The 22,253-nt window shown below is 38.7% G+C and carries 19 protein-coding genes and 1 riboswitch; of the genes, 16 read left to right on the forward strand and 3 right to left on the reverse strand.

Features of this window, described 5'->3' with window-relative positions; translation table 11 throughout:
* Positions 1–792: 792 nt before the first annotated feature.
* On the reverse strand, positions 793–2,016 hold the full coding sequence (locus tag HT721_RS07475) for an ROK family transcriptional regulator (RefSeq protein ID WP_173229493.1): 1,224 nt from the start codon (positions 2,014–2,016) through the stop codon (positions 793–795).
* A 167-nt stretch (positions 2,017–2,183) separates the two neighbouring features.
* On the opposite strand from HT721_RS07475, the gene HT721_RS07480 reads away from it, so the two are divergent.
* From HT721_RS07480 to HT721_RS07500, 5 genes are all read left to right on the forward strand, one after another.
* A complete protein-coding gene (locus tag HT721_RS07480) occupies positions 2,184–3,506 on the forward strand; it encodes a PTS sugar transporter subunit IIC (RefSeq protein ID WP_001059751.1) in 1,323 nt (440 codons plus the stop codon).
* Between the two features lies 1 nt (position 3,507).
* Positions 3,508–5,394, forward strand: coding sequence for a DUF4838 domain-containing protein (locus HT721_RS07485; RefSeq protein ID WP_173229495.1), 1,887 nt, complete (start codon positions 3,508–3,510; stop codon positions 5,392–5,394).
* A gap of 167 nt (positions 5,395–5,561) precedes the next feature.
* Positions 5,562–5,906, forward strand: a complete 345-nt coding sequence (locus HT721_RS07490; protein ID WP_000836780.1) for a PTS lactose/cellobiose transporter subunit IIA — start codon at positions 5,562–5,564, stop codon at positions 5,904–5,906.
* A 9-nt stretch (positions 5,907–5,915) separates the two neighbouring features.
* The gene (lacG, locus tag HT721_RS07495; RefSeq protein WP_173229497.1) at positions 5,916–7,328 is read left to right on the forward strand and encodes a 6-phospho-beta-galactosidase; all 1,413 of its coding nucleotides are present in this window, start codon (positions 5,916–5,918) and stop codon (positions 7,326–7,328) included.
* A 69-nt stretch (positions 7,329–7,397) separates the two neighbouring features.
* Entirely contained in the window at positions 7,398–9,077 is a 1,680-nt protein-coding gene (locus HT721_RS07500) for a PTS transporter subunit EIIC (RefSeq protein ID WP_173229499.1), read from the forward strand.
* A gap of 124 nt (positions 9,078–9,201) precedes the next feature.
* Here the strand turns inward: HT721_RS07500 and HT721_RS07505 are convergent, their stop codons facing one another.
* Together HT721_RS07505 and trkA are read right to left on the reverse strand one after the other, a co-directional pair.
* Positions 9,202–10,641, reverse strand: coding sequence for a TrkH family potassium uptake protein (locus HT721_RS07505; protein WP_173229501.1), 1,440 nt, complete (start codon positions 10,639–10,641; stop codon positions 9,202–9,204).
* 3 nt (positions 10,642–10,644) lie between these two features.
* Complete coding sequence (trkA, locus tag HT721_RS07510; RefSeq protein WP_173229503.1) at positions 10,645–11,994, reverse strand: Trk system potassium transporter TrkA; 1,350 nt, start codon at positions 11,992–11,994, stop codon at positions 10,645–10,647.
* A 188-nt stretch (positions 11,995–12,182) separates the two neighbouring features.
* Between trkA and HT721_RS07515 the strand changes: the two genes are divergently transcribed.
* The 11 genes from HT721_RS07515 to HT721_RS07565 all read left to right on the forward strand — a co-directional run bounded on the left by HT721_RS07515 (position 12,183) and on the right by HT721_RS07565 (position 22,174).
* The gene (locus HT721_RS07515; RefSeq protein WP_173229505.1) at positions 12,183–13,031 is read left to right on the forward strand and encodes an S-adenosyl-l-methionine hydroxide adenosyltransferase family protein; all 849 of its coding nucleotides are present in this window, start codon (positions 12,183–12,185) and stop codon (positions 13,029–13,031) included.
* Between the two features lie 15 nt (positions 13,032–13,046).
* A complete protein-coding gene (locus tag HT721_RS07520) occupies positions 13,047–13,592 on the forward strand; it encodes an ECF-type riboflavin transporter substrate-binding protein (RefSeq protein ID WP_033684338.1) in 546 nt (181 codons plus the stop codon).
* A 282-nt stretch (positions 13,593–13,874) separates the two neighbouring features.
* Positions 13,875–15,557, forward strand: coding sequence for an ABC transporter ATP-binding protein (locus HT721_RS07525; protein ID WP_173229507.1), 1,683 nt, complete (start codon positions 13,875–13,877; stop codon positions 15,555–15,557).
* Positions 15,542–16,372 (forward strand): energy-coupling factor transporter transmembrane component T, encoded by an 831-nt coding sequence (locus tag HT721_RS07530; RefSeq protein ID WP_173229509.1) that lies wholly within the window; start codon positions 15,542–15,544, stop codon positions 16,370–16,372. Before HT721_RS07525 ends, HT721_RS07530 begins: the two co-directional genes overlap by 16 nt.
* Positions 16,373–16,564: 192 nt before the next feature.
* Positions 16,565–17,068 (forward strand): tRNA (cytidine(34)-2'-O)-methyltransferase, encoded by a 504-nt coding sequence (locus HT721_RS07535; RefSeq protein ID WP_173214326.1) that lies wholly within the window; start codon positions 16,565–16,567, stop codon positions 17,066–17,068.
* Positions 17,069–17,127: 59 nt separating this feature from the next.
* A riboswitch (FMN riboswitch) is annotated at positions 17,128–17,346 on the forward strand.
* Between the two features lie 164 nt (positions 17,347–17,510).
* Positions 17,511–18,074 (forward strand): ECF transporter S component, encoded by a 564-nt coding sequence (locus HT721_RS07540; protein ID WP_000185834.1) that lies wholly within the window; start codon positions 17,511–17,513, stop codon positions 18,072–18,074.
* Entirely contained in the window at positions 18,064–18,714 is a 651-nt protein-coding gene (locus HT721_RS07545) for a phosphatase PAP2 family protein (protein WP_138704046.1), read from the forward strand. Before HT721_RS07540 ends, HT721_RS07545 begins: the two co-directional genes overlap by 11 nt.
* A gap of 27 nt (positions 18,715–18,741) precedes the next feature.
* Positions 18,742–19,161, forward strand: coding sequence for a chromosome partitioning protein ParB (locus tag HT721_RS07550; protein WP_173214328.1), 420 nt, complete (start codon positions 18,742–18,744; stop codon positions 19,159–19,161).
* Positions 19,136–19,615 carry a GNAT family N-acetyltransferase gene (locus tag HT721_RS07555; RefSeq protein WP_173214330.1) on the forward strand — a complete coding sequence of 160 codons (480 nt, stop codon included), beginning with the start codon at positions 19,136–19,138 and terminating at the stop codon, positions 19,613–19,615. Before HT721_RS07550 ends, HT721_RS07555 begins: the two co-directional genes overlap by 26 nt.
* A 127-nt stretch (positions 19,616–19,742) precedes the next feature.
* Positions 19,743–20,330 (forward strand): DNA-directed RNA polymerase subunit delta, encoded by a 588-nt coding sequence (gene rpoE / locus HT721_RS07560; RefSeq protein WP_173214332.1) that lies wholly within the window; start codon positions 19,743–19,745, stop codon positions 20,328–20,330.
* Positions 20,331–20,566: 236 nt separating this feature from the next.
* Positions 20,567–22,174 (forward strand): CTP synthase, encoded by a 1,608-nt coding sequence (locus HT721_RS07565; RefSeq protein ID WP_061438751.1) that lies wholly within the window; start codon positions 20,567–20,569, stop codon positions 22,172–22,174.
* Positions 22,175–22,253: the final 79 nt, after the last annotated feature.

The following is a 22,253-nucleotide window of genomic DNA, read 5'->3' on the forward strand; positions in this document are numbered from 1 at the left end:
TTTAGAAGAATTTTCGGTGTGATTTGACAAGCTTCTGACTGGAAGGATAGTTACACTAGTATTGTTTATTAAAATGAGGAGATAGAGAAAATTTGGAATCCATTTGCTTATTATCAATCGTTTTTTTAGCTTATTTGTCTTAGATTGGTATAGAACTGATTTATGGATTGATCCTCTTGTATCTTATCTTGTTCCTAAATATGTTGGTAGAAAAATGAAGCAGTTGTTACGAGTGTCTGTATTGGGAAAAATTTTATCTATACAATTCTTTAAATGATATGAAGGCTAGGAATGCCAAAACACTGACATATTTCGTTTAAACCCTATCCAGCCTCTTCAATTGTATTTGTAGAAATGCTATCAGTAATATATTCGCGAACACTATGATTTACAACAGTGTGGTCGTACATCTTTGTAACTTTATTATACAACAACCATTTACAGGTGTAAAGTTGAGCAGTGTCTTTAGTAAATTTAGGGACTTGTTTTGTCACAGTTTTGATACCTGTATTCGTTGTTTTATGAGCATTTAACGTTTCTTTTCATGTAGGCATTTCAATAATTAGAATGATATTTTTCCGAGGATGAACTTATATATTGTGACTTTTTAGAGTTATGATGCTTCTTGATTTGACTACCGCTATCACTTTTATCCACTTTTACAGTTTCATGCAGCATAGCGAGAAGGCGGTTTCCTATATGGAAGTTGTCTTGTTTTCATATTGTCTAAATACGAGATATTTACTACAGGTTATAGTTGATTTAAACAGGTCTATAGATTTCTAATATATATTAAGGTGAAATAATATCTTGTAATACATTGCTATGCTCTATGAAAAAAGCAACGATAGCTAATGCACAAGCTCCTATACTTCCACGATGTTTGTTGTAAGGTAAAATTTCAATTTCTATATTACGAGTAAAGGGAACAAAGTGGAGTTGATCTTGGATTTTATCCCTGACTTCATGAGTGAAAGGTTGATAATTAAGCAATTGACTGTTGATATAGATTTTATCAGCAGGATTGATGAGGAGAAGATTTGCAATAGAAGTGGCCAATAAATTGACTCCTTTATCAATTTGTTGGCGTAAAGCAGAGTCGCCTAAGTTGTAAGCTGTTAAAAGGGTATCTAAATGAATGTCTTTTTCAGTCTTTACAAGGCTTTTTAGTACAGTTAGTTGAGAATTTTTAAATAATAATTGGGCATGTTTGATTAACCAAGCATCAGAAATATATGTTTGTAAACAACCTTTTTTTCCGCATTCACAATATTGCCCATTCAATTCGACAATGGTGTGTCCAATTTCTCCGATATAAGGATTTTTAGAGGCTCCTATTTTTTCTTTTGTGAAAAAGGAAGTGTAAATACCTAATCCAGCGTGTAGGAAAATAAAATTATCGGGGGTATTGTGTGGGTTAAAAAGGTATTGTCCTATAGCCATACAATCGATATTATTTTTTACAATAAAAGGAAAATCGAATTTTTTAATTACATTTAATAAATTAAATGATTCCCATATGGGGTTGTTTGTAATGATGCTTCCGGAGTCTTTGTTATAATGTCCAGGTATTGATAAGCCAAATCCAAGTAATTTTGTCTCCAAAGGGACATACTTTGTAGCTGTTTTTATCATATTGGTAATGGTGGAATTGATTTCTGAAATAGGATAATCTTCATTCAAAATTTCTGTCTCGAAAAGAGTTTTCCCTTGTAAGTCACATAGACTGAGAAAGATACCTAGGACGTTTATTTCAATACCTCCAACAACATACGGAATATTATCTGTAATAGAAATAGTTTTTCTACGTCTTCCAGATCCGGAAAACTCGCTAAATTCATCACCAGTTTCGTATATGAGGGATTGTTCGCTTAGCTCTTTTATGATGTTAGTCGTTGTTGCTGGAGTAAGTCCTGTTTCATTAACAATATCTGTACGGGATGTTGCTGGATTTCGATATAGAAACTCCAGTATAGTGGCTCTATTGTGTAAAAAGGCTGATTGTTTTGTAATCATTTGTTTCCTCCTTTGGTTTATTTTATATTAAACATAAGAAAAAATCAATTAAAATTATTATTCTATACAAAGAAAAAAATATTGTAAAAACAGTAAAAAATATATTGACAACGCTTTCTGTTAGTGGTATATTTAATTTATAAAAAATAAAAAAAGGAGTTCCGGTGATGAACAATATTTTAACGTTTTTAGAAACGAAAGTCGCTCCGTTTGGTGAAAAAGTTGGCAACCAACGGCATTTGAAAGCTATTCGTGAAGGATTTATGATGGCAATGCCTTTGATTTTAGTCGGCTCTTTATTTCTTATTCTAATCAGTTGGCCTCAAGAGGCTTTTACAAATTGGCTGAATAGTGTTGGATTGCTAAGTATCTTGACAACTATGAATCAGTCAACAGTAGCGATTATCTCCTTGGTCGCTTGTTTCGGTATTGCCTACAGGTTGTCGGAAGGATATGGTACAGATGGTCCGTCGGCAGGGATCATAGCCTTATCCAGTTTTGTATTGATGGCACCTCGTTTTTCGAGTATGGTTTATGATAAAAATGGGGAGCAGGTCAAGCAGTTATTTGGCGGCGCAATACCATTTTCTAGCCTGAATGCATCTTCTTTATTTATGGCGATTACCATTGGATTGGTTACAGCAGAGATTTATCGTATGTTTATCCAGCGCGGAATTACGATAAAAATGCCAAGTGGTGTCCCAGATGTAGTAAGTAAATCATTTTCAGCTCTTTTACCTGGTTTTACTACTTTTGTTTTGTGGGCTCTGGTCTTAAAAGGTCTTGAAGCGGCAGGAGTTGCAGGAGGTCTCAACGGACTTTTAGGTGCAATTGTTGGAACACCGCTTAAGTTAATTGCAGGAACGCTTCCAGGTATGATTCTATGTGTTATTGTAAACTCATTCTTTTGGTTCTGTGGAGTTAATGGGGGACAAGTTTTAAATGCTTTTGTAGACCCAGTTTGGTTACAATTTACTACAGAAAACCAAGAAGCTGTGGCTGCAGGACAAACCCTACAACACATTATTACATTACCGTTTAAAGATTTATTTGTATTTATTGGTGGCGGTGGAGCGACTATTGGTCTTGCGATTTGTCTCTTCCTATTTAGTAAGAGTCGTGCTAATAAAACATTAGGTAAGCTAGCTATTATACCGTCTATCTTTAATATCAATACAGCTATTCTATTTACGTTTCCAACGGTTTTAAATCCGATTATGCTGATTCCGTTTATTGCTACTCCTACAATCAATGCCTTGATTACCTATGTATCAATGGCTGTAGGATTAGTACCTTATACAACAGGTGTAATCCTTCCGTGGACAATGCCACCGATCATAGGAGGATTCCTTGCGACAGGGGCTAGTTGGCGAGGAGCTCTATTACAAGTTGTTTTGATTTTGGTTTCTGTAGCAATTTATTATCCATTCTTCAAAATTGCAGATAAACGCAATCTTGAAAAAGAAAAAGCTACTGTTGGAGGGGAATAAGATGGTTATCAGAGTATTTGATCAGCAGAAAAATACTTATTCTAGCTTTGCCTTAGAGGAATTGAGTTACTATATGAACCAGGTATTTAATACCGATATAGAACTTGTCGAGGAGAAGGAAGCGGATATTTTTGTAGGATTAGTCAATGAAGAAGATGGAAAAGACCATATTTTCATCTCATTAAATAAGGGTAAGGGGAGAATTGAGTCCAATACAATTGTAGGTTTACTTATTGGAATTTACCGAATGTTTCATGAATTTGGTGTTGTGTATACTAGACCAGGGCGCGGACATGACTTTATTCCAGAGTTAAGATTTGAAGATTTTTTAGATAAAGAGCTATCTATAGATGAAACAGCCAGTTACTATCATAGGGGAGTATGTATAGAGGGAGCAGATTCATTTGAAAATATACTAGATTTCATTGATTGGCTACCTAAGATTGGGATGAACAGTTTTTTCATTCAGTTTGAAAATCCCTATTCTTTTTTGAAACGTTGGTATGAACATGAGTTTAATCCATACCTAAATAAAGAAAAATTCTCAAATGAATTAGTACAAGAATTGAGTGATAGGTTGGATAAAGAATTGCAAAAAAGAGGTCTTATTCATCATCGTGTTGGTCATGGATGGACAGGTGAGGTTTTAGGTTACTCTTCAAAATTTGGCTGGGAATCAGGTCTTAGTATTTCAGAGGAGAAGAAACCGTATGTCGCTGAAATAAACGGGAAACGAGAATTATTTAATACGGCTCCGATTTTGACCAGTCTGGATTTTTCAAATTCAGATGTGGCGGATAAGATGGTAGAAATTATTACGGATTATGCCAAGAAAAGACCTGATGTGAATTACTTACATGTATGGTTGTCGGATGCTCGTAATAATATTTGTGAATGCGAAAACTGTAGACAAGAATTGGTTTCGGATCAGTATATTCGTATTCTCAATCAATTGGATAGGGCTTTAAGGAGTGAGGGATTAGATACAAAGATTTGTTTCCTACTTTATCATGAGTTGTTATGGGCGCCTCAGAAAGAAAAATTAGATAATCCTGAACGCTTTACCATGATGTTTGCACCTATTACAAGAACATTTGAAATGAGTTATGCAGATGTAGATTTTGACAATTCCATACCTGCTCCTAAACCTTATATGCGTAATAAAATTATACTTCCGAATTCTCTTGAGGAAAATTTATCTTATCTTTTTGAGTGGCAAAAAACATTTAAAGGAGATAGTTTCGTATATGACTATCCTTTAGGGCGTGCTCATTATGGCGATTTAGGCTATATGAAAATTAGTCAAACTATTTACAAAGATGTATCTTATCTTTCAAACCTACATTTGAACGGGTACATTTCGTGTCAAGAATTACGTGCCGGATTCCCTCATAATTTTCCTAATTATGTTATGGGGCAAATGCTCTGGAAGAAGACAAGAAGTTATGAAGAATTGATTGAAGAATACTTTTCTGCTTTGTATGGGGAAAATTGGCAGTCTGTTGTTGAATATTTAGAAAAATTATCCATTTATTCCTCTTGTGATTATTTTAATGCAATTGGCAGCCGTCAAAATGATGTTTTAGCGAATCATTATTATATAGCTTACAATCTAGCTGATAATTTTTTACCAATTATTGAGGAAAATATTTCTAAGTTATTAAATAGTCAAAAGGATGAATGGAAACAGCTCAGTTATCATCGTGAATATGTTGTTAAGATGGCGAAGGCTTTATATCTTCAAGCAACCGGAAAAACAAGGCAAGCTCAAGATGAATGGAGAAATGTGTTGAATTATATCCGTGGGCACGAACTGCTATTCCAATCTAATTTGGATGTTTATCGTGTAATTGAAGTAGCAAAAAATTATGCTGGTTTCCACTTATAAATCATAAGTATAGAAAATGAACTAAGGTATTCAGAGAAGATTGATCCTAAATATTATGAAATTTAAGGATTTTTAAGATATTTAGGGTCGACTTTCTATTTGTATCGTAGCGAAGTCATTTTAATAATGATGTGTGAAAGATGGATCAAGATTGAGGAGGAAGAAAGATGAAATCAAAAGAAGAAATAAATATGCTTGGTTTTACAATTGTCGCTTACGCAGGAGATGCAAGGTCAGATTTGATGGATGCTTTGGCGTTTGCGAGAGATGGATATTTTGAACAGGCAAGAGAATTGGTTGAGTCTGCAAACGACTCAATAGTGTCTGCCCATCGAGAACAGACTAATTTATTAGCGGAGGAGGCATCTGGAGATAATTTTGAAGTGAGTTTTATCATGATTCATGGTCAAGATACTTTGATGACAACGATGCTATTGTATGATCAGGTAAAGTTTTTTATTGATGAATATGAACGAATTCGAAAGATTGAAGAACATATTGGTTTGCAATGAGGATTAGTCATGGAAAATTTACAGGTTAAAGCCTTACCGAAGGAGTTCTTATTAGGAGCTGCTACCGCTGCTTATCAAGTAGAGGGTGCAACTAGGGTAGATGGCAAAGGAATAAATATGTGGGATGTTTATTTGCAAGAAAATAGTCCGTTCTTACCAGATCCAGCTAGTGATTTTTATTATCGTTACGAAGAAGATATAGCCTTGGCGGCAGAACATGGTTTGCAGGCTTTGCGTTTATCTATTTCCTGGGTTCGCATATTTCCTGATATAGATGGGGAGCCGAATATATTGGCTGTTCAGTATTACCATAGAGTCTTTCAGTCCTGCTTAAAACATAATGTGATTCCGTTTGTTTCTTTACATCATTTTGATTCGCCTCAGAAAATGTTAGAAACAGGGGATTGGTTGAATAGAGAGAATATTGATCGTTTCATACGATATGCTCGTTTTTGTTTCCAAGAATTTACAGAAGTCAAGCATTGGTTTACAATCAATGAACTGATGTCTCTTGCCGCAGGTCAATATATAGGAGGTCAGTTTCCTCCGAATCATCATTTTCAATTATCTGAAGCAATTCAATCGAATCATAACATGTTGTTGGCGCATGCTCTTGCAGTCCTCGAATTTCATCAATTAGGGATTGAGGGAAAGGTAGGTTGTATTCATGCCTTAAAGCCAGGATATCCTATTGATGGGCAAAAAGAAAATATTTTGGCAGCTAAACGGTATGATGTTTATAATAATAAATTTCTATTAGATGGAACTTTTTTGGGCTACTACAGTGATGACACGCTTTTTCACTTGAATCAAATATTGGAAGCTAATAATTCTAGCTTTATTATTGAAGATGGTGATTTAGAAATTATGAAAAGAGCTGCACCTCTTAATACGATGTTTGGGATGAATTATTATCGTTCAGAATTTATTCGTGAATACAAAGGTGAAAATAGACAAGAATTTAATTCAACAGGAATAAAAGGACGGTCCTCTTTTAAATTAAATACTCTAGGTGAATTTGTAAAAAAGCCTGGGATTCCGACAACAGATTGGGATTGGAATATTTATCCTCAAGGCTTATTTGATATGTTACTTCGTATCAAAGAAGAATATCCTCAACATCCTGTCATTTATTTAACTGAAAATGGTACAGCCCTTAAAGAGGTTAAGCCAGAGGGCGAGAATGATATTATTGATGACAGTAAGAGAATCCGTTATATTGAGCAACATTTACACAAAGTTTTAGAGGCTCGAGATAGGGGAGTCAATATTCAAGGCTATTTTATATGGTCTTTGCAAGATCAATTTTCTTGGGCGAATGGCTACAATAAGCGATATGGTCTTTTCTTTGTTGATTATGAAACACAGAAGAGATATATTAAGAAAAGTGCTCTTTGGGTAAAAGGGCTAAAACGGAATTAAGGTTAGCGATTTGACTGATGTTTAATATGTTTTAACTATGAGCTTAAATTTTTTACAGGAGGAGTTTTTATGGATAAGCTAGTCGCTGCCATTGAAAAGCAACAAGGGAAATTTGAAAAAATTTCTACTAATAATTATATGATGGCTATTAAAGATGGATTCATTGCTACTATGCCTTTAATTATGTTTTCAAGCTTTTTGATGATTATTATTATGATTCCTAAAAATTTCGGAGTAGAGTTACCGAGTCCAGCTATTGTCTGGATGAGGAAAGTGTATATGCTAACCATGGGAGTTTTGGGTGTTATTGTTTCAGGGACAGTTGCAAAGTCATTGGCTGGAAATGTTAATAGAAAAATGCCTCCTGGAAAGGTAATAAATGATACTTCTGTAATGTTGGCAGCCATATGTAGTTATCTGGTATTAACTGTAACGCTTGTAGTTGATGAGAAGACGGGATCTACAAGTTTGTCGACAAACTATTTAGGATCTCAAGGATTGATAACTTCGTTTGTCAGTGCCTTTATTACTGTAAATGTTTACCGATTCTGTATTAAGCGAGACATTACTATTCATTTACCTAAGGAAGTTCCTGGGGCTATATCACAAGCTTTTAGAGATATTTTTCCTTTTTCTTTTGTTTTACTTATTAGTGGTTTGTTAGATATTGTATCTCGGTTTAGTTTAGATGTTCCTTTTGCCCAAGTATTTCAACAACTATTGACTCCTATTTTTAAGGGGGCAGAATCATATCCTGCTATGATGTTGATTTGGTTTATGTGTGCTTTGCTTTGGTTTGTTGGAATTCATGGACCATCTATTGTCTTACCTGCTGTTACAGCTTTACAACTAAGCAATATGGAAGAGAATGCTCAACTTCTTGCAAATGGGCAGTTCCCTTATCATTCTTTAACCCCTAATTTCGGGAATTATATCGCTGCTATCGGAGGAACGGGGGCTACCTTTGTTGTACCATTTATTTTGATTTTCTTTATGCGGTCTAAACAATTAAAATCGGTAGGTAAAGCTACAATTACTCCTGTTTTATTTGCGGTAAATGAACCTCTTCTATTTGGTATGCCTGTTATTTTGAATCCCTATCTTTTTGTCCCTTTTTTGCTGACTCCACCAGTGAATGTATTTCTAGGAAAGGTCTTTATTGATTTCTTTGGAATGAATGGATTTTATATCCAGTTACCTTGGGCCTTTCCTGGACCCTTGGGATTGTTAATTGGAACGAATTTTCAACCTATCTCCTTTGTATTTTTATCTTTGATTTTAGTTGTCGACATATTGATTTATTTGCCATTCTGTAGAGCGTATGATAGACAGTTACTGATGAAAGAAGATGTTGCAAGCTCAAATGATATTATTTTAGAGGAGGATACAAGTGAAATAATGCCTGGTGAGTTAGATGAAATAAAAAGTAAGGAGTTGAAAGTACTGGTTCTTTGTGCAGGGTCTGGAACAAGTGCGCAATTAGCCAATGCAATTAACGAGGGCGCTCAATTAGCAGAAGTTAGAGTGATTGCGAATTCAGGAGCGTACGGAGCTCATTATGATATTATGGGTGTTTATGATTTAATTATTCTGGCCCCACAAGTTCGGAGTTATTATAGAGAGATGAAGGTGGATGCAGAAAGATTAGGTATTCAGATAGTTGCTACCAGAGGAATGGAATATATTCATTTAACAAAGAATCCAAGTAAAGCCTTACAATTTGTATTGGAGCATTACCAAGTTATGTAGTCAGTTTTTCCATCTTTTCTTTAAGTAAGGACTATGCGTAAAGAAAAGATGGGATTTAAAATCGTTCCCCCTTTTTAATATAAAAATCCCTCTTTCACAATTGTAAAAAGAGGGATTTTGTATTTTATCTCTTAGACCAAGTCCTCTTCATAAAGAGAAGTAGGATTGGATAAATCTCCAAGCGGCCTGCAATCATTGCAAAGGAGAGGAGAATTTTTGAGATGGGACTAAAGATTGAGAAGCTAGAAGTGGTTCCTAGAATAGGTCCGATATTATTGAAACAGCTAAAGACAGCGCTGGTAACGACCAGGAAATCATTGCTATCTAGGCTGACAATAAAGATAAGTGCTAGCAAAATCATAGAATAGATGACAAAGTACTTGAGAATCTTATGCTGGGTATCTTTGTCAATCACCGTTTTATTCACATGGAGAGTCAAAACACGGTGGGGAGATAGGATTGACAAAATTTGATTTTTGGCAATTTTTGAAAGGATGAGGCCTCGAATAATCTTGAGTCCACCTGCAGTTGAACCAGCAGAACCACCGATTCCCATGAGGAAGAGAAGGATAAACTGGGAGAAGAGGGGCCAGTTGGTAATATCTCCGTATCCAAAACCAGTTGTTGTAATGATGTTGGAAACCTGGAAGAAGGCCATTTCAAAGCTCTTGGAAAATCCTGGGTAGAGATAGAGGGTATTGAGGCTGATCAAGCCTGTAGAAAGCAGAACAATGACCAAGTAAGCTCGAAGTTCTTCGTCACCAAAGAAGGCCTTGACGCGACGGAGCATGAGGTAGTAGTAGAGATTGAAATTTACTCCAAAAACCAAAACTCCGATACTAACCAGATAGGTAATCAGTGAGCTACCATAGTGGGCAATTCCATCGTTATAGACGGTAAATCCTCCTGTACCTGCTGTCCCCATGGCAATGACAAAACTATCAAATAGGGGCATGCCAGCTAGATAATAGATGATGACAAAGAGGGAGAAGAGAGCTAGATAAAGGAGATAGAGAATCTGGGCAGTATTTTTGAGTTTGGATACAACCTTACCGAAGACGGGACCAGGAACCTCAGCCTTCATCACTTCTAGGTGGCTATTTTTGGCATTATCCATAATAGCAAGTGCAAAAACAAGCACTCCCATCCCTCCAATCAAGTGGGTAAAACTTCGCCAGAAGAGGAGGGAACGGCTGAGAACCGAAACGTCGTTCAAGATACTTGCTCCAGTAGTTGTAAAGCCAGAACTGATTTCAAAAAAGGCATCTATAACGCTAGGGATTTGTCCAGAAAAGACAAAGGGGAGACCACCAAAGAAAGACCAAAGGATCCAACAGAGGGCCACAATCAAGACTCCCTCCTTGGCATAAATCCGTTGATTTTTTGGCTTCTGTAAACTCCCTGAACCACCTAGTAATACGAGAATCCCAATCGTTGTAAATAGGGCTGTAAAGACTTGGCTCGATTCACGGTAATAGATAGCAACAGACACAGGAACCAAAAGAAGAACAGCTTCAATCAAAAGTAACTTTGAAAGGAGGTAACGAATCATACTTTTATTCATTTCTTACCTCGCGATCAAGTCATAAATCTTGGTGATATTTGGCAACAAGGTTGTTACTAGGAGCTTGTCTCCAACTTCCAGCATATCCTCCCCAGTTGGGAAAATAGTCTTGCCCTTTCGAATGATGGCTGCAATAAGAACCCCTTTTTTCAGTTTCAGTTGAGAAAGAGGTTTGGCAGTCATTTTATTGGCTTCCTTGATATGGAATTGCAGGGTTTCGATTTGGCCATTGGCTAGATGGTGCATGGCTTGAAGGTCTGAATACTGGGCATTAACACGACCACGAATAAAGTGCATGATTGTATCTACAGCGATGCTTTTAGGGGTGATGATACTTGAAAAATCAGGCGCATTGATAATTTCGAGGAGACTGGTACGATTGACCTTGGTAATATTTTTCTGTACACCTACCCTGTCAAGGAACATAGAGGTAATCAGATTTTCCTCATCGACTCCTGTTAGAGTCGCAACGGCATCATAGTGTTGAGCACTTTCTTCCAGCAGGATATCTTTTGCGGTTCCATCTCCTTGAACGATGTGGAGATTTGGGAATTTCTCGCTAAAGAAGCTGGCGATTTCGGGATTGATTTCAATGACCTTAGTATCGATACGACTGTCTTTGAGGATACCTAGTAGATAATAGGCAATTCTACCAGCTCCAACAATAAGAAGACTCTTCACGGCACGAGACTTGAAATAATTATGGAAGAGCATCATGTCAACACGGTTACCAGTGACAAAGATTCTATCTTTATCCTGTACAGTCATGTCACCGCTTGGAATGATAATTTGATGATCTCTTTCTATCGCACAGACAATGACATTGCCAAATTTTTTCCGAAAATCAGAAATGGGCATTTGGCAAAGACTACTGGAGGATTTAACAGTGAATTCCATCAAGCTGACCCGTCCCCCAAAGAAACGTTCGACAGATAGGGCGTTGGGGAAGTCAATGATATTGGCGATAGCGCGGGCAGCCAAGAGCTCAGGGTTAACGATAAGAGAAAAACCGAGAATATTCTTTTCTTTGAAATAAGAGTTAGAATATTCAGGGTTTCGCACCCGAACGATAGTTTCTTTAGCTCCCATTTTCTTGGCTAGAACGGCTGCAATCATGTTGACTTCATCGTACTCAGTCAGGGTGATAAAAATATCACAATCTTGGACGCTGGCTTGCTCAAGAATGGCAAAATCGGCCCCGTTACCAAGGATACCAATGATATCAAAGCGACTGACAATATGATTGAGAACAGCTTCGTCTTGCTCAATCAGCAAAACATCATGCTTTTCTGCAACCAAGGAGCGACAGAGGGCAAAACCAACTTTTCCCCCTCCGACAAGGATAATTTTCATAATAAAACCTACTTCTTCATTATGTAACTATCATACCTTTTTTCAAGAAAAAATGCACCTACTAGCCAATAAGGGAGAACTTTTAGCGGAAATCTGCTATAAGGTAAAACTATACCCTAATCAATTGAAATAGCTATTAGCACCTTTCTCTGAAATATGGTATGATAAAGGATATACAAGGAGATAAAATGAATAATAATTTACTGGTATTACAATCAGACTTTGGTCTGGTTGATGGTGCGGTATCGGCTATGATTGGAGTGGCTTTAGAAGAATCTCCAACCTTAAAAATTCATCATTTGACGCACGATATCACGCCTTATAATATTTTTGAGGGGAGCTATCGTCTCTTTCAGACGGTGGATTACTGGCCTGAGGGAACGACTTTTGTATCGGTTGTCGATCCAGGTGTCGGCTCGAAACGTAAGAGTGTGGTTGCCAAGACTGCAAAAAATCAATACATTGTCACGCCAGATAATGGAACGCTTTCTTTTATCAAGAAACACGTTGGCATTGTAGCTATTCGTGAAATTTCTGAAGTGGCCAATAGACGTCAAAATACAGAGCATTCTTATACCTTCCACGGTCGTGATGTCTATGCCTATACTGGTGCTAAACTGGCCAGCGGTCACATTAGTTTTGAGGAAGTGGGGCCAGAGCTCAGTGTGGATCAGATTGTGGAGCTTCCAGTCGTAGAGACAATCATAGAAGAGCATCTGGTAAAGGGAGCTATTGATATTCTGGATGTGCGTTTTGGTTCGCTTTGGACCTCTATCACGCGAGAAGAATTTTACAAGCTGGGACCAGCATTCGGTGACCGTTTTGAAGTGACTATCTATCATGCTGATATGCTGGTCTATCAAAATCAGGTTGTTTATGGCAAATCATTTGCAGATGTGAGAATTGGGCAACCAATCCTTTACATCAACTCTCTCTATCGTTTAGGTCTGGCTATCAATCAAGGTTCTTTTGCCAAGGCCTATAATGTAGGTGTCGGTTCATCTTGGACCATTGAAATAAAGAAAATAGAATTATAAAATAGGAGAATATAGATGAAAAATCAATCAATTAAACAAGTTGTTGCTATCGGTGTTGGAGCTGCGCTCTTTGTTGTTATCGGGATGATCAGCATTCCGACACCTGTTCCAAATACAAGCATCCAGCTTCAGTATGCGGTACAGAGCCTCTTATCTATCATTTTTGGCCCTCTAGTTGGTCTACTTGTTGGTTTAATTGGGCATGCGGTGAAGGACTCTCTTGCTGGCTACGGTCTTTGGTGGACTTGGATTATTGCTAGCGGTCTCTTTGGTCTAGCTGTAGGACTCTTTAGAAAATACATTCGAGTAACACAAGGAGTTTTTGAGTTAAAGGATATTGTCTTCTTTAACCTCATTCAGATTATTGCAAATGCTCTTGTTTGGGGTGTCTTGGCACCACTTGGAGATGTTGTGATTTATCAAGAAGCGGCAGAAAAAGTATTTGCCCAAGGGATTGTTGCAGGTATTGCTAACGCTGTGACTATTGCTATCGCAGGAACTCTTCTTTTGATAGCTTATTCACGTACGCAGACTCGTTCAGGAAGTTTGAAAAAGGACTAAAATGATGGGGAAGACTGGGCAACCAGTCTTTTTCGATGTTTATAGATTAGTTAGGCAAGTAAGCTAGGATAGGAATCTTCTTGGTGCTAAGTTTTTAAGAGAAGAGACTGCAAGAAGGGCTTGATTTATGATAAAATAGAAGTCTAATACTCTGCGAAAATCTCTTCAAACCGCGTCAGCTCTATCTGCAACCTCAAAACAGTGTTTTGAGCAACCTACGGCTAGCTTCCTGGTTTGCTCTTTGATTTTCATTGAGTAGAAGAAGCGAATGAAGAGAGTAAGATGAAAGAAGCTATAATTGAGTGGAAGGATTTCTCTTTCCGGTATGAAACACAACAAGAACCGACCTTGCAAGGGATAGACTTGACCATTTACAAGGGAGAGAAAGTCTTAATTGTTGGGCCATCTGGGTCAGGTAAATCTACCTTGGGTCAGTGTTTGAATGGGATTATTCCCAATATTTACAAGGGTCAGACGTCTGGAGAATTTTTGATCAAGGGTCAAGCTGCTTTTGATATGAGTATCTATGATAAGTCTCATCTGGTTAGCACGGTTTTGCAGGATACAGATGGGCAGTTTATCGGCTTGTCCGTGGCAGAGGATTTGGCTTTTGCTCTGGAAAATGATGTAACAGCCCTAGATGAGATGAAAGGTCGTGTTCATAAATGGGCTGAAAAGCTGGACCTTCTTCTTTTACTGGATCAGCGTCCTCAGGATTTGTCAGGTGGACAAAAGCAGCGGGTCAGTCTAGCTGGTGTCTTGATTGATGAGAGTCCGATTCTCTTGTTTGATGAGCCACTCGCCAATCTGGATCCCAAGTCAGGTCAGGATATTATCGAATTGATTGATCAGATTCATAAGGAGGAGGGGACGACGACTCTTATTATCGAGCATCGTTTGGAGGATGTTTTGCATCGCCCTGTGGATCGGATTGTCTTGATAAACGATGGCCGCATCCTCTTTAATGGGAGTCCTGATCAGTTATTGGCGACTGATTTGTTGACCCAAAATGGAATCCGAGAACCCCTTTATCTAACCACTCTCCGTCAATTGGGTGTGGATTTAGTCAAGGAAGAACAATTAGCAGATCTGGATAACTTGTCTATCTCAAAAGGTCAGGTTCAGTTGCGGACAGAACTGGTAAAAGAAACCCCAGAATTGCAGTCACTCTTTAGACTAGAGGACGTGTCGTTTTCTTATGATGATAGACCGATTTTAAAATTCATTCATTTAGATATTAAAAAGGGTGAAAAAATTGCCATTGTCGGAAAAAATGGAGCAGGGAAGTCAACTCTAGCCAAGGCCTTAAGTAGCTTTATCCAGACTGAAGGCCACTATCTTTGGGAAGGACAGGATATAAAAGGAGATTCTGTTGCAGAGCGAGCGGAACGACTAGGCTATGTGCTGCAAAATCCTAATCAAATGATTTCAAGCAATATGATTTTTGATGAGGTGGCTCTGGGACTTCGTTTGCGAGGTGTGGACGATCAGGAAATTGAAACGAGAGTCTATGAAACTTTGAAAATCTGTGGTCTCTATGAATTCCGTAATTGGCCCATTTCTGCCCTGTCATTTGGTCAGAAAAAACGTGTGACCATTGCTTCGATTTTGGTCTTGGGGGCTGAAATTATCCTCTTAGATGAGCCAACAGCAGGTCAAGACCAGAAGAACTATACTGAAATTATGGACTTTCTCGAAGAGTTGCATCAAAAAGGGCATACCATTGTCATGATTACCCATGATATGCAATTGATGCTAGATTATTCAGACCGGGCTCTTGTCATGGTGGATGGGGAATTGATTGCCGATACCGATCCAGCTAGTCTGTTGAGCAATCCTGAGCTGTTAGTAAAAGCCAATTTAAAAGAGACTTCTATCTTCAACTTGGCTAAGAAACTCGACGTGGATCCACTTGCTTTAACGGCATTTTACAAAGAAAGGAGAGAAGGATGCAAGCTAAATTAATTGGTTACCAGCATAGAGATACTGTGATTCATCGCTTGTCAGGAGCTGGAAAACTTCTCTTTTTCATCCTCGTGTCATTGGCGGCCATGATTAGCTATGATACCAGACTGCTTGTTCTGATTGCTATCTTTTCGGTTTTTCTCCTCTATTTGTCACAAATCCGTTTTAAAGATGTTTCCTTTGTAACCGTTTTTGCGACGGTATTTGCCGTTTTAAACGTTTTGATGGTCTATCTCTTTTCTCCCGAGTATGGGGTTGGACTTTACGGAGAGAGAAGTGTGATTTGGCAGGGAATCGGAGCCTACACTCTGACCAGCCAAGAACTCTTTTATCTGCTAAATCTGGTCATTAAGTATCTTTGCACTATTCCTCTGGCTATTATCTTTTTGATGACAACTCATCCTAGTCAGTTTGCTTCCAGTTTAAATCAAATTGGTGTGCCTTATAAGATTGCCTATTCAGTCAGCCTGACCTTGCGCTATATTCCAGATTTGCAGGAAGAATTCTTTACTATCAAGATGTCTCAGGAAGCGCGTGGGATGGAATTATCCAAGAAAGCTTCTCTCATGCAACGAATCAAAGGCAATCTGCGCATTATCACTCCCTTGATTTTTAGCTCGCTAGAACGCATTGATACCATTGCGACCGCCATGGAGCTTCGCCGCTTTGGAAAAGAGAAAAAACGCACTTGGTATAGTTATCAGGCCTTGAAAAAAGGAGACTATCTTACCTTGCTCTTTGCAGCCTTGTTTTTAGTAACTAGTTTACTACTTATCTTGCAGAATCAGGGACGATTTTACAACCCTTGGAAATAGCTTGAAAAAATTGAAAAAATCAAGTCGTTTCTATTGACAATGATTCTGAAAGTGTTATACTAAGAAAGTAGTTTCGCTGATTTACTTCAAACCTGTTGTGAGGTAAGTTAACGATGCCTTAACCACGCTGTTTGCTGAGCTTGACTCCGGGCAGTGTGGCTATTTTTTTGCAATGGTAAAAGGAAGCAAGTCATGACAAATCACATTGTATTATTTGAACCACAAATTCCACAAAATACAGGAAATATCGCGCGTACTTGCGCTGCGACCAATTCTCCCCTCCACATCATCAAGCCAATGGGCTTTCCTATTGACGACCGCAAGATGAAGCGAGCTGGATTGGATTATTGGGATAAGCTAGAGATTTATTTTTACGACAGTTTAGAAGATTTCATGTCTCAGATGCAGGGCAAACTCTATCTGATTTCTAAATTTGCGGAAAAAGTGTATTCTGATGCGGATTTATCGACTAACGAAGACCATTATTTTCTCTTTGGACGTGAAGACAAGGGCTTGCCTGAGGACTTTATGCGCGAACATCCTGAGAAAGCTCTCCGTATTCCTATGAATGATGAACATGTCCGCAGTCTCAATGTGTCTAATACCGTCTGCATGATTGTCTATGAGGCTCTTCGCCAGCAGAATTTTGCAGGTCTTGAGCTTGTTCATACCTATGAAGTGGATAAATTGAAATAAAAAATGAAAATGAAAATGAACAAAATGCTTGCGCTTGCAAGCGTTTTTTGTTATGATAAAAGAGTCTTCAGGGCAGGGTGTGATTCCCGACCGGCGGTAAATTTGACTAGCTATTTTAGCTTTCTCGTCGTTGTCTTGTCTCGATATACTTTAAGTATTATCTTCGACTGCGACGCCTAGATAAATCTAAAATATCTTAGCCAAATAAGTCCGCGAGCGCAAGCTGATGTGGTGAGATTCCACAACCGACAGTATAGTCTGGATGGGAGAAGACGAAAGAATAGCTTTGTCTGTTCTGATAGATTTATAGCTAGATTGTAACCGCTTGCTTTTGTTTTCTTTAATAGAGTGAGAGGGAACTTTTGGGATATAAAAAGTGAGAATAGATAGAGGAATCCTTTCTAACTTCTTCTGATTTTATAGAAAATTGGAGGAACCTGTTATGACAAACACACGTCGACTTTCGACCATTGCAATTCTATCAGCCATCTCATTTGTGCTGATGTACTTTGACTTTCCGCTTTTGCCAGCGGCATCCTTCCTCAAGATCGAATTTAGTATCTTGCCAGTCCTTGTGGGCTTGGTGGTCATGGATTTGCCTGCTGCTCTAGGAGTTCTCTTGCTTCGCTCACTCTTGAAGTTGCTTCTTAACAGCCAGGGAGTGAATACTTACATTGGTTTGCCAATGAATATCGTAGCTTTGGGAGTTTTTGTCATCGTATTTGCTTTGATTTGGAAAAAGGAACGGACAACCCTTCGTTTCCTACTAGGATCTCTAGCTGGGACTATTGGTTTAACCGTGGCTATGCTGGTTCTCAACTATGTTTATGCTGTTCCTTTGTACGCTAAGTTTGCTAACTTTGATATTGGAAAAATTTTGGGACTTTCCAACTACCTAATGACCATGGTATTACCTTTTAACTTGATTGAGGGTGTAATCTTTTCCGTTTCATTCTGGTTGTTGTATGTTCTCTTGAAACCAACCTTAAAACATTATGAGAGATAAACAAACATTTTTAATGAAGGGCAGTTTTGCCCTTTTACTTTTCGTTATTCTTGGCTACATGGTCAAATTTTACCCTGAAACGCTGGTCGGTTTTGATCAATCGATTCAGACTGCCATTCGAGGAGACTTACCAGATTACTTGACTATTCTTTTCCGAGCCATCACACGCTTGATTGATATTCCAGTGATTATCACTTGGGTTGCCATCGTAGCCTTTATCTTTTATCGTAAGCGATGGAAGATAGAAAGTTTCTTCATGCTGGGAAATCTGGCTTTAGCAGGACTTTTAATCGTGACTTTTAAAAACATCTACCAGCGCCCACGACCAGCTATTTTACACTTGGTTGAGGAGAAGGGATTTTCCTTCCCAAGTGGTCATTCTCTGGCTGTAACCTTGATGGTCGGCTCTCTGATTGTCATTCTCAGTCAACGGATGAAAAATCCGGTCTGGAGAAAAATCATGCAAATTGTGCTAGGTCTCTACCTAGTCAGTGTGCTGGTATCAAGGGTCTATCTGGGAGTTCATTATCCATCAGATGTCCTTGCCAGTCTCTGTGTGGGCTTGGGAGTCTTGTTTATCGAATTTCCCTTCTATGACAAGCTACGCTTCCAATGGCGATTTAAAGGCAAGCAGAAGTGAGTATCAAATTCCCTTGAGGAGAAAGAAATGAAAGTCAATATAGCAGATCTTCATCCGACTCAACTATACTTATCAGAAAAGACGTTGCAAAATATTCAGATGCTTTACCAGTCGGCAGAAACAATCCAAGTCGATCCAATCAGTATTCTTGCCTTTGGAGATTGCTTGTTGATTACAGATGGGCATCACAGGGCTTATCAGGCTTTATTGGCAGGTAGGAATACGATTTCTGCTGAGTGGGATAGAGATGGTGGTGATGAACTATATCATCTCTATGCGCAAGCCTGCGAAGAAAGAAAAATTTACTCTGTTCTGGATTTAAAAAATCATATCTTAGCTCAAGATGAGTATGAAGCAAAATGGTATAACTGGTGTGATGGTTTTAATCAAGCAGCAACTCTTTTGTTGAAAAGGAAAGCAGATGAAACGGATTTTACAAATAGATAATTCACTACGTCTTGTTCCTTATTGTAAGGTCAATCATTGTGAGGAAGCTTTTGCTTGGTATCAGAATGTGGACTTGGTTTACCTCGTAGATGGGGTGAAGCTTCCTTACAGTCAAGAAACTTTGGAAGCCATGTATTCCTATTTGGATCAGCATGGTGAACTTTTTTGGATTGAAGTCAAGGAGAAGGGAGAATGGTTTCCAATTGGGGATGTTACACTAACTCAGGATAATCTCCCCATTGTGATTGGGAATTCCGCTTACCAACATCGAGGACTTGGAAAAAAGATTCTGAGTGCTTTGATTGAATTGGCTCGAGTAAAAGGATGGAAAGAATTGAGAGTCAAGGAAATCTACACCTACAATCATGCTTCTAGGAGGTGTTTCAAGTCGCTTGGATTTGTGGAAGATGGAACAACAGAAAAAGGAATGAGTTTTATATTGAAATTAGTCTAATCCTGCCACTTTCTCCCCCTTAATCTTTGACTATTCTGCAAAATTATCGTAAAATAAAGAGTAAATGATAAAATGAGGTCAGAGTCTGTTTACTCTGGCGATAGTAGTATAAATGAGGAGAAACGCTTTGGAATTAGAAGTATTTGCTGGGCAAGAAAAAAGTGAACTATCTATGATTGAGGTAGCGCGTGCTATCTTGGAACTTCGTGGTCGCGATCACGAGATGCATTTTAGCGATCTTGTAAACGAAATTCAAAACTACCTTGGAACATCAAACAGCGATATCCGCGAAGCTTTGCCTTTGTTCTACACAGAGTTGAACTTTGACGGTAGCTTCATCTCTCTTGGGGACAACAAATGGGGTCTTCGTTCATGGTATGGTGTGGACGAAATCGACGAAGAAATTATCGCTCTTGAAGAAAGTGACGACGATGAAGTAGCACCAAAAGCTAAGAAAAAACGTGTCAATGCCTTCATGGATGGTGATTCAGATGCTATTGACTACAATGCAGATGATCCAGAAGACGAAGATGCATATGAAGCAGATCCAGCTCTTTCATACGATGATGAAAATCCAGATGATGAGAAAAACGAAGTGGAAGCTTACGATGCAGAAATCAACGAAATCGCTCCTGATGACTTGGGTGAAGACGTGGATCTCAACGAAGACGACGACGAGTTTTCAGATGATGATGCTGAAAACATCGAGGAATAAAAGTTAGCTATTGACAATTATCCTATTTTTAGGTATCATATTGTTCGGGCACCTCTTTTAGAGGTCGGGGCTCCCTAGTTCTTAGGGAGCTATTTTTGTTTTTTCAAGAAGTTATCTTCTTGTATTTTAGTTGTGAATCTGGTGCAGTCGTCCCAGATTATTCTTATTAGTAGGGTCTTGTTTTCTATGTCCCCTCGTAGTTAACAAGGTCTTGAGCATTTTAGAAAGAGGAATCTATGTCTACGAAATATATTTTTGTAACTGGTGGTGTCGTATCGTCTATTGGGAAAGGGATTGTGGCAGCGAGTCTAGGCCGTCTCTTGAAAAATCGTGGTCTCAAAGTAACCATTCAAAAGTTTGACCCTTATATCAATATAGATCCGGGAACTATGAGTCCTTACCAGCACGGGGAAGTTTTTGTGACAGATGACGGAGCTGAGACAGATTTGGACTTGGGGCACTATGAACGTTTCATCGATATCAATCTTAACAAATATTCCAACGTGACAACTGGTAAAATTTACAGTGAAGTTCTTCGTAAAGAACGCCGTGGAGAATACCTTGGGGCAACTGTTCAGGTTATTCCTCATATTACAGATGCCTTGAAAGAAAAAATTAAGCGTGCCGCTCTAACGACCGACTCTGATGTCATTATTACAGAGGTTGGTGGAACAGTAGGAGATATCGAGTCCTTGCCATTCTTAGAGGCCCTTCGTCAGATGAAGGCAGATGTGGGGGCGGATAATGTTATGTACATCCATACAACCTTGCTTCCTTACCTCAAGGCTGCTGGTGAAATGAAGACCAAACCAACTCAGCACTCTGTAAAAGAATTGCGTGGATTGGGAATCCAACCAAATATGTTGGTTATTCGTACAGAAGAGCCAGCTGGTCAAGGAATTAAAAACAAACTGGCCCAGTTCTGTGATGTGGCACCAGAAGCCGTTATCGAATCGTTGGATGTTGAACACCTTTACCAAATTCCACTGAACTTGCAGGCACAAGGGATGGACCAAATTGTTTGTGACCATTTGAAATTAGACGCACCAGTAGCAGATATGACAGAATGGTCAGCCATGGTGGATAAGGTCATGAACCTCAAGAAACAAGTCAAAATTTCCCTTGTTGGTAAGTATGTGGAGTTGCAAGATGCCTACATCTCAGTGGTCGAAGCCTTGAAACACTCTGGTTATGCCAACGATGCAGAAGTTAAAATCAATTGGGTCAATGCCAATGATGTGACAGCAGAGAATGTGGCAGAGCTTTTGTCTGATGCGGATGGAATCATCGTACCAGGTGGTTTTGGTCAACGTGGTACGGAAGGGAAAATCCAAGCCATTCGCTATGCGCGTGAAAATGATGTTCCAATGTTAGGTGTCTGCTTGGGAATGCAGTTAACTTGTATTGAATTTGCTCGTCACGTTTTAGGTCTTGAAGGTGCCAATTCTGCAGAGCTTGCACCAGAAACAAAATACCCTATCATTGATATCATGCGTGATCAGATTGATGTTGAGGATATGGGAGGAACCCTTCGCTTGGGACTTTATCCGTCTAAACTAAAACGTGGCTCTAAGGCAGCAGCTGCTTATCACAATCAAGAAGTGGTGCAACGCCGTCACCGTCACCGCTATGAGTTTAACAACGCCTTCCGTGAGCAGTTTGAGGCAGCAGGCTTTGTCTTCTCAGGAGTTTCTCCAGATAATCGTTTAGTCGAAATCGTGGAAATTCCAGAAAATAAATTCTTTGTAGCGTGTCAGTATCACCCTGAACTGTCAAGCCGTCCAAATCGACCAGAAGAACTCTACACTGCCTTTATTACTGCAGCAGTCGAGAACAGCAATTAGCAAAATCAGAACCTTTGAGAAGAATCTCAGAGGTTTTTTTACATACGATGGATATTGCAGTATATCTGATGTAGGAGTC

This window comes from Streptococcus sp. 4094, assembly GCF_013277125.1.
Taxonomy (GTDB): domain Bacteria; phylum Bacillota; class Bacilli; order Lactobacillales; family Streptococcaceae; genus Streptococcus.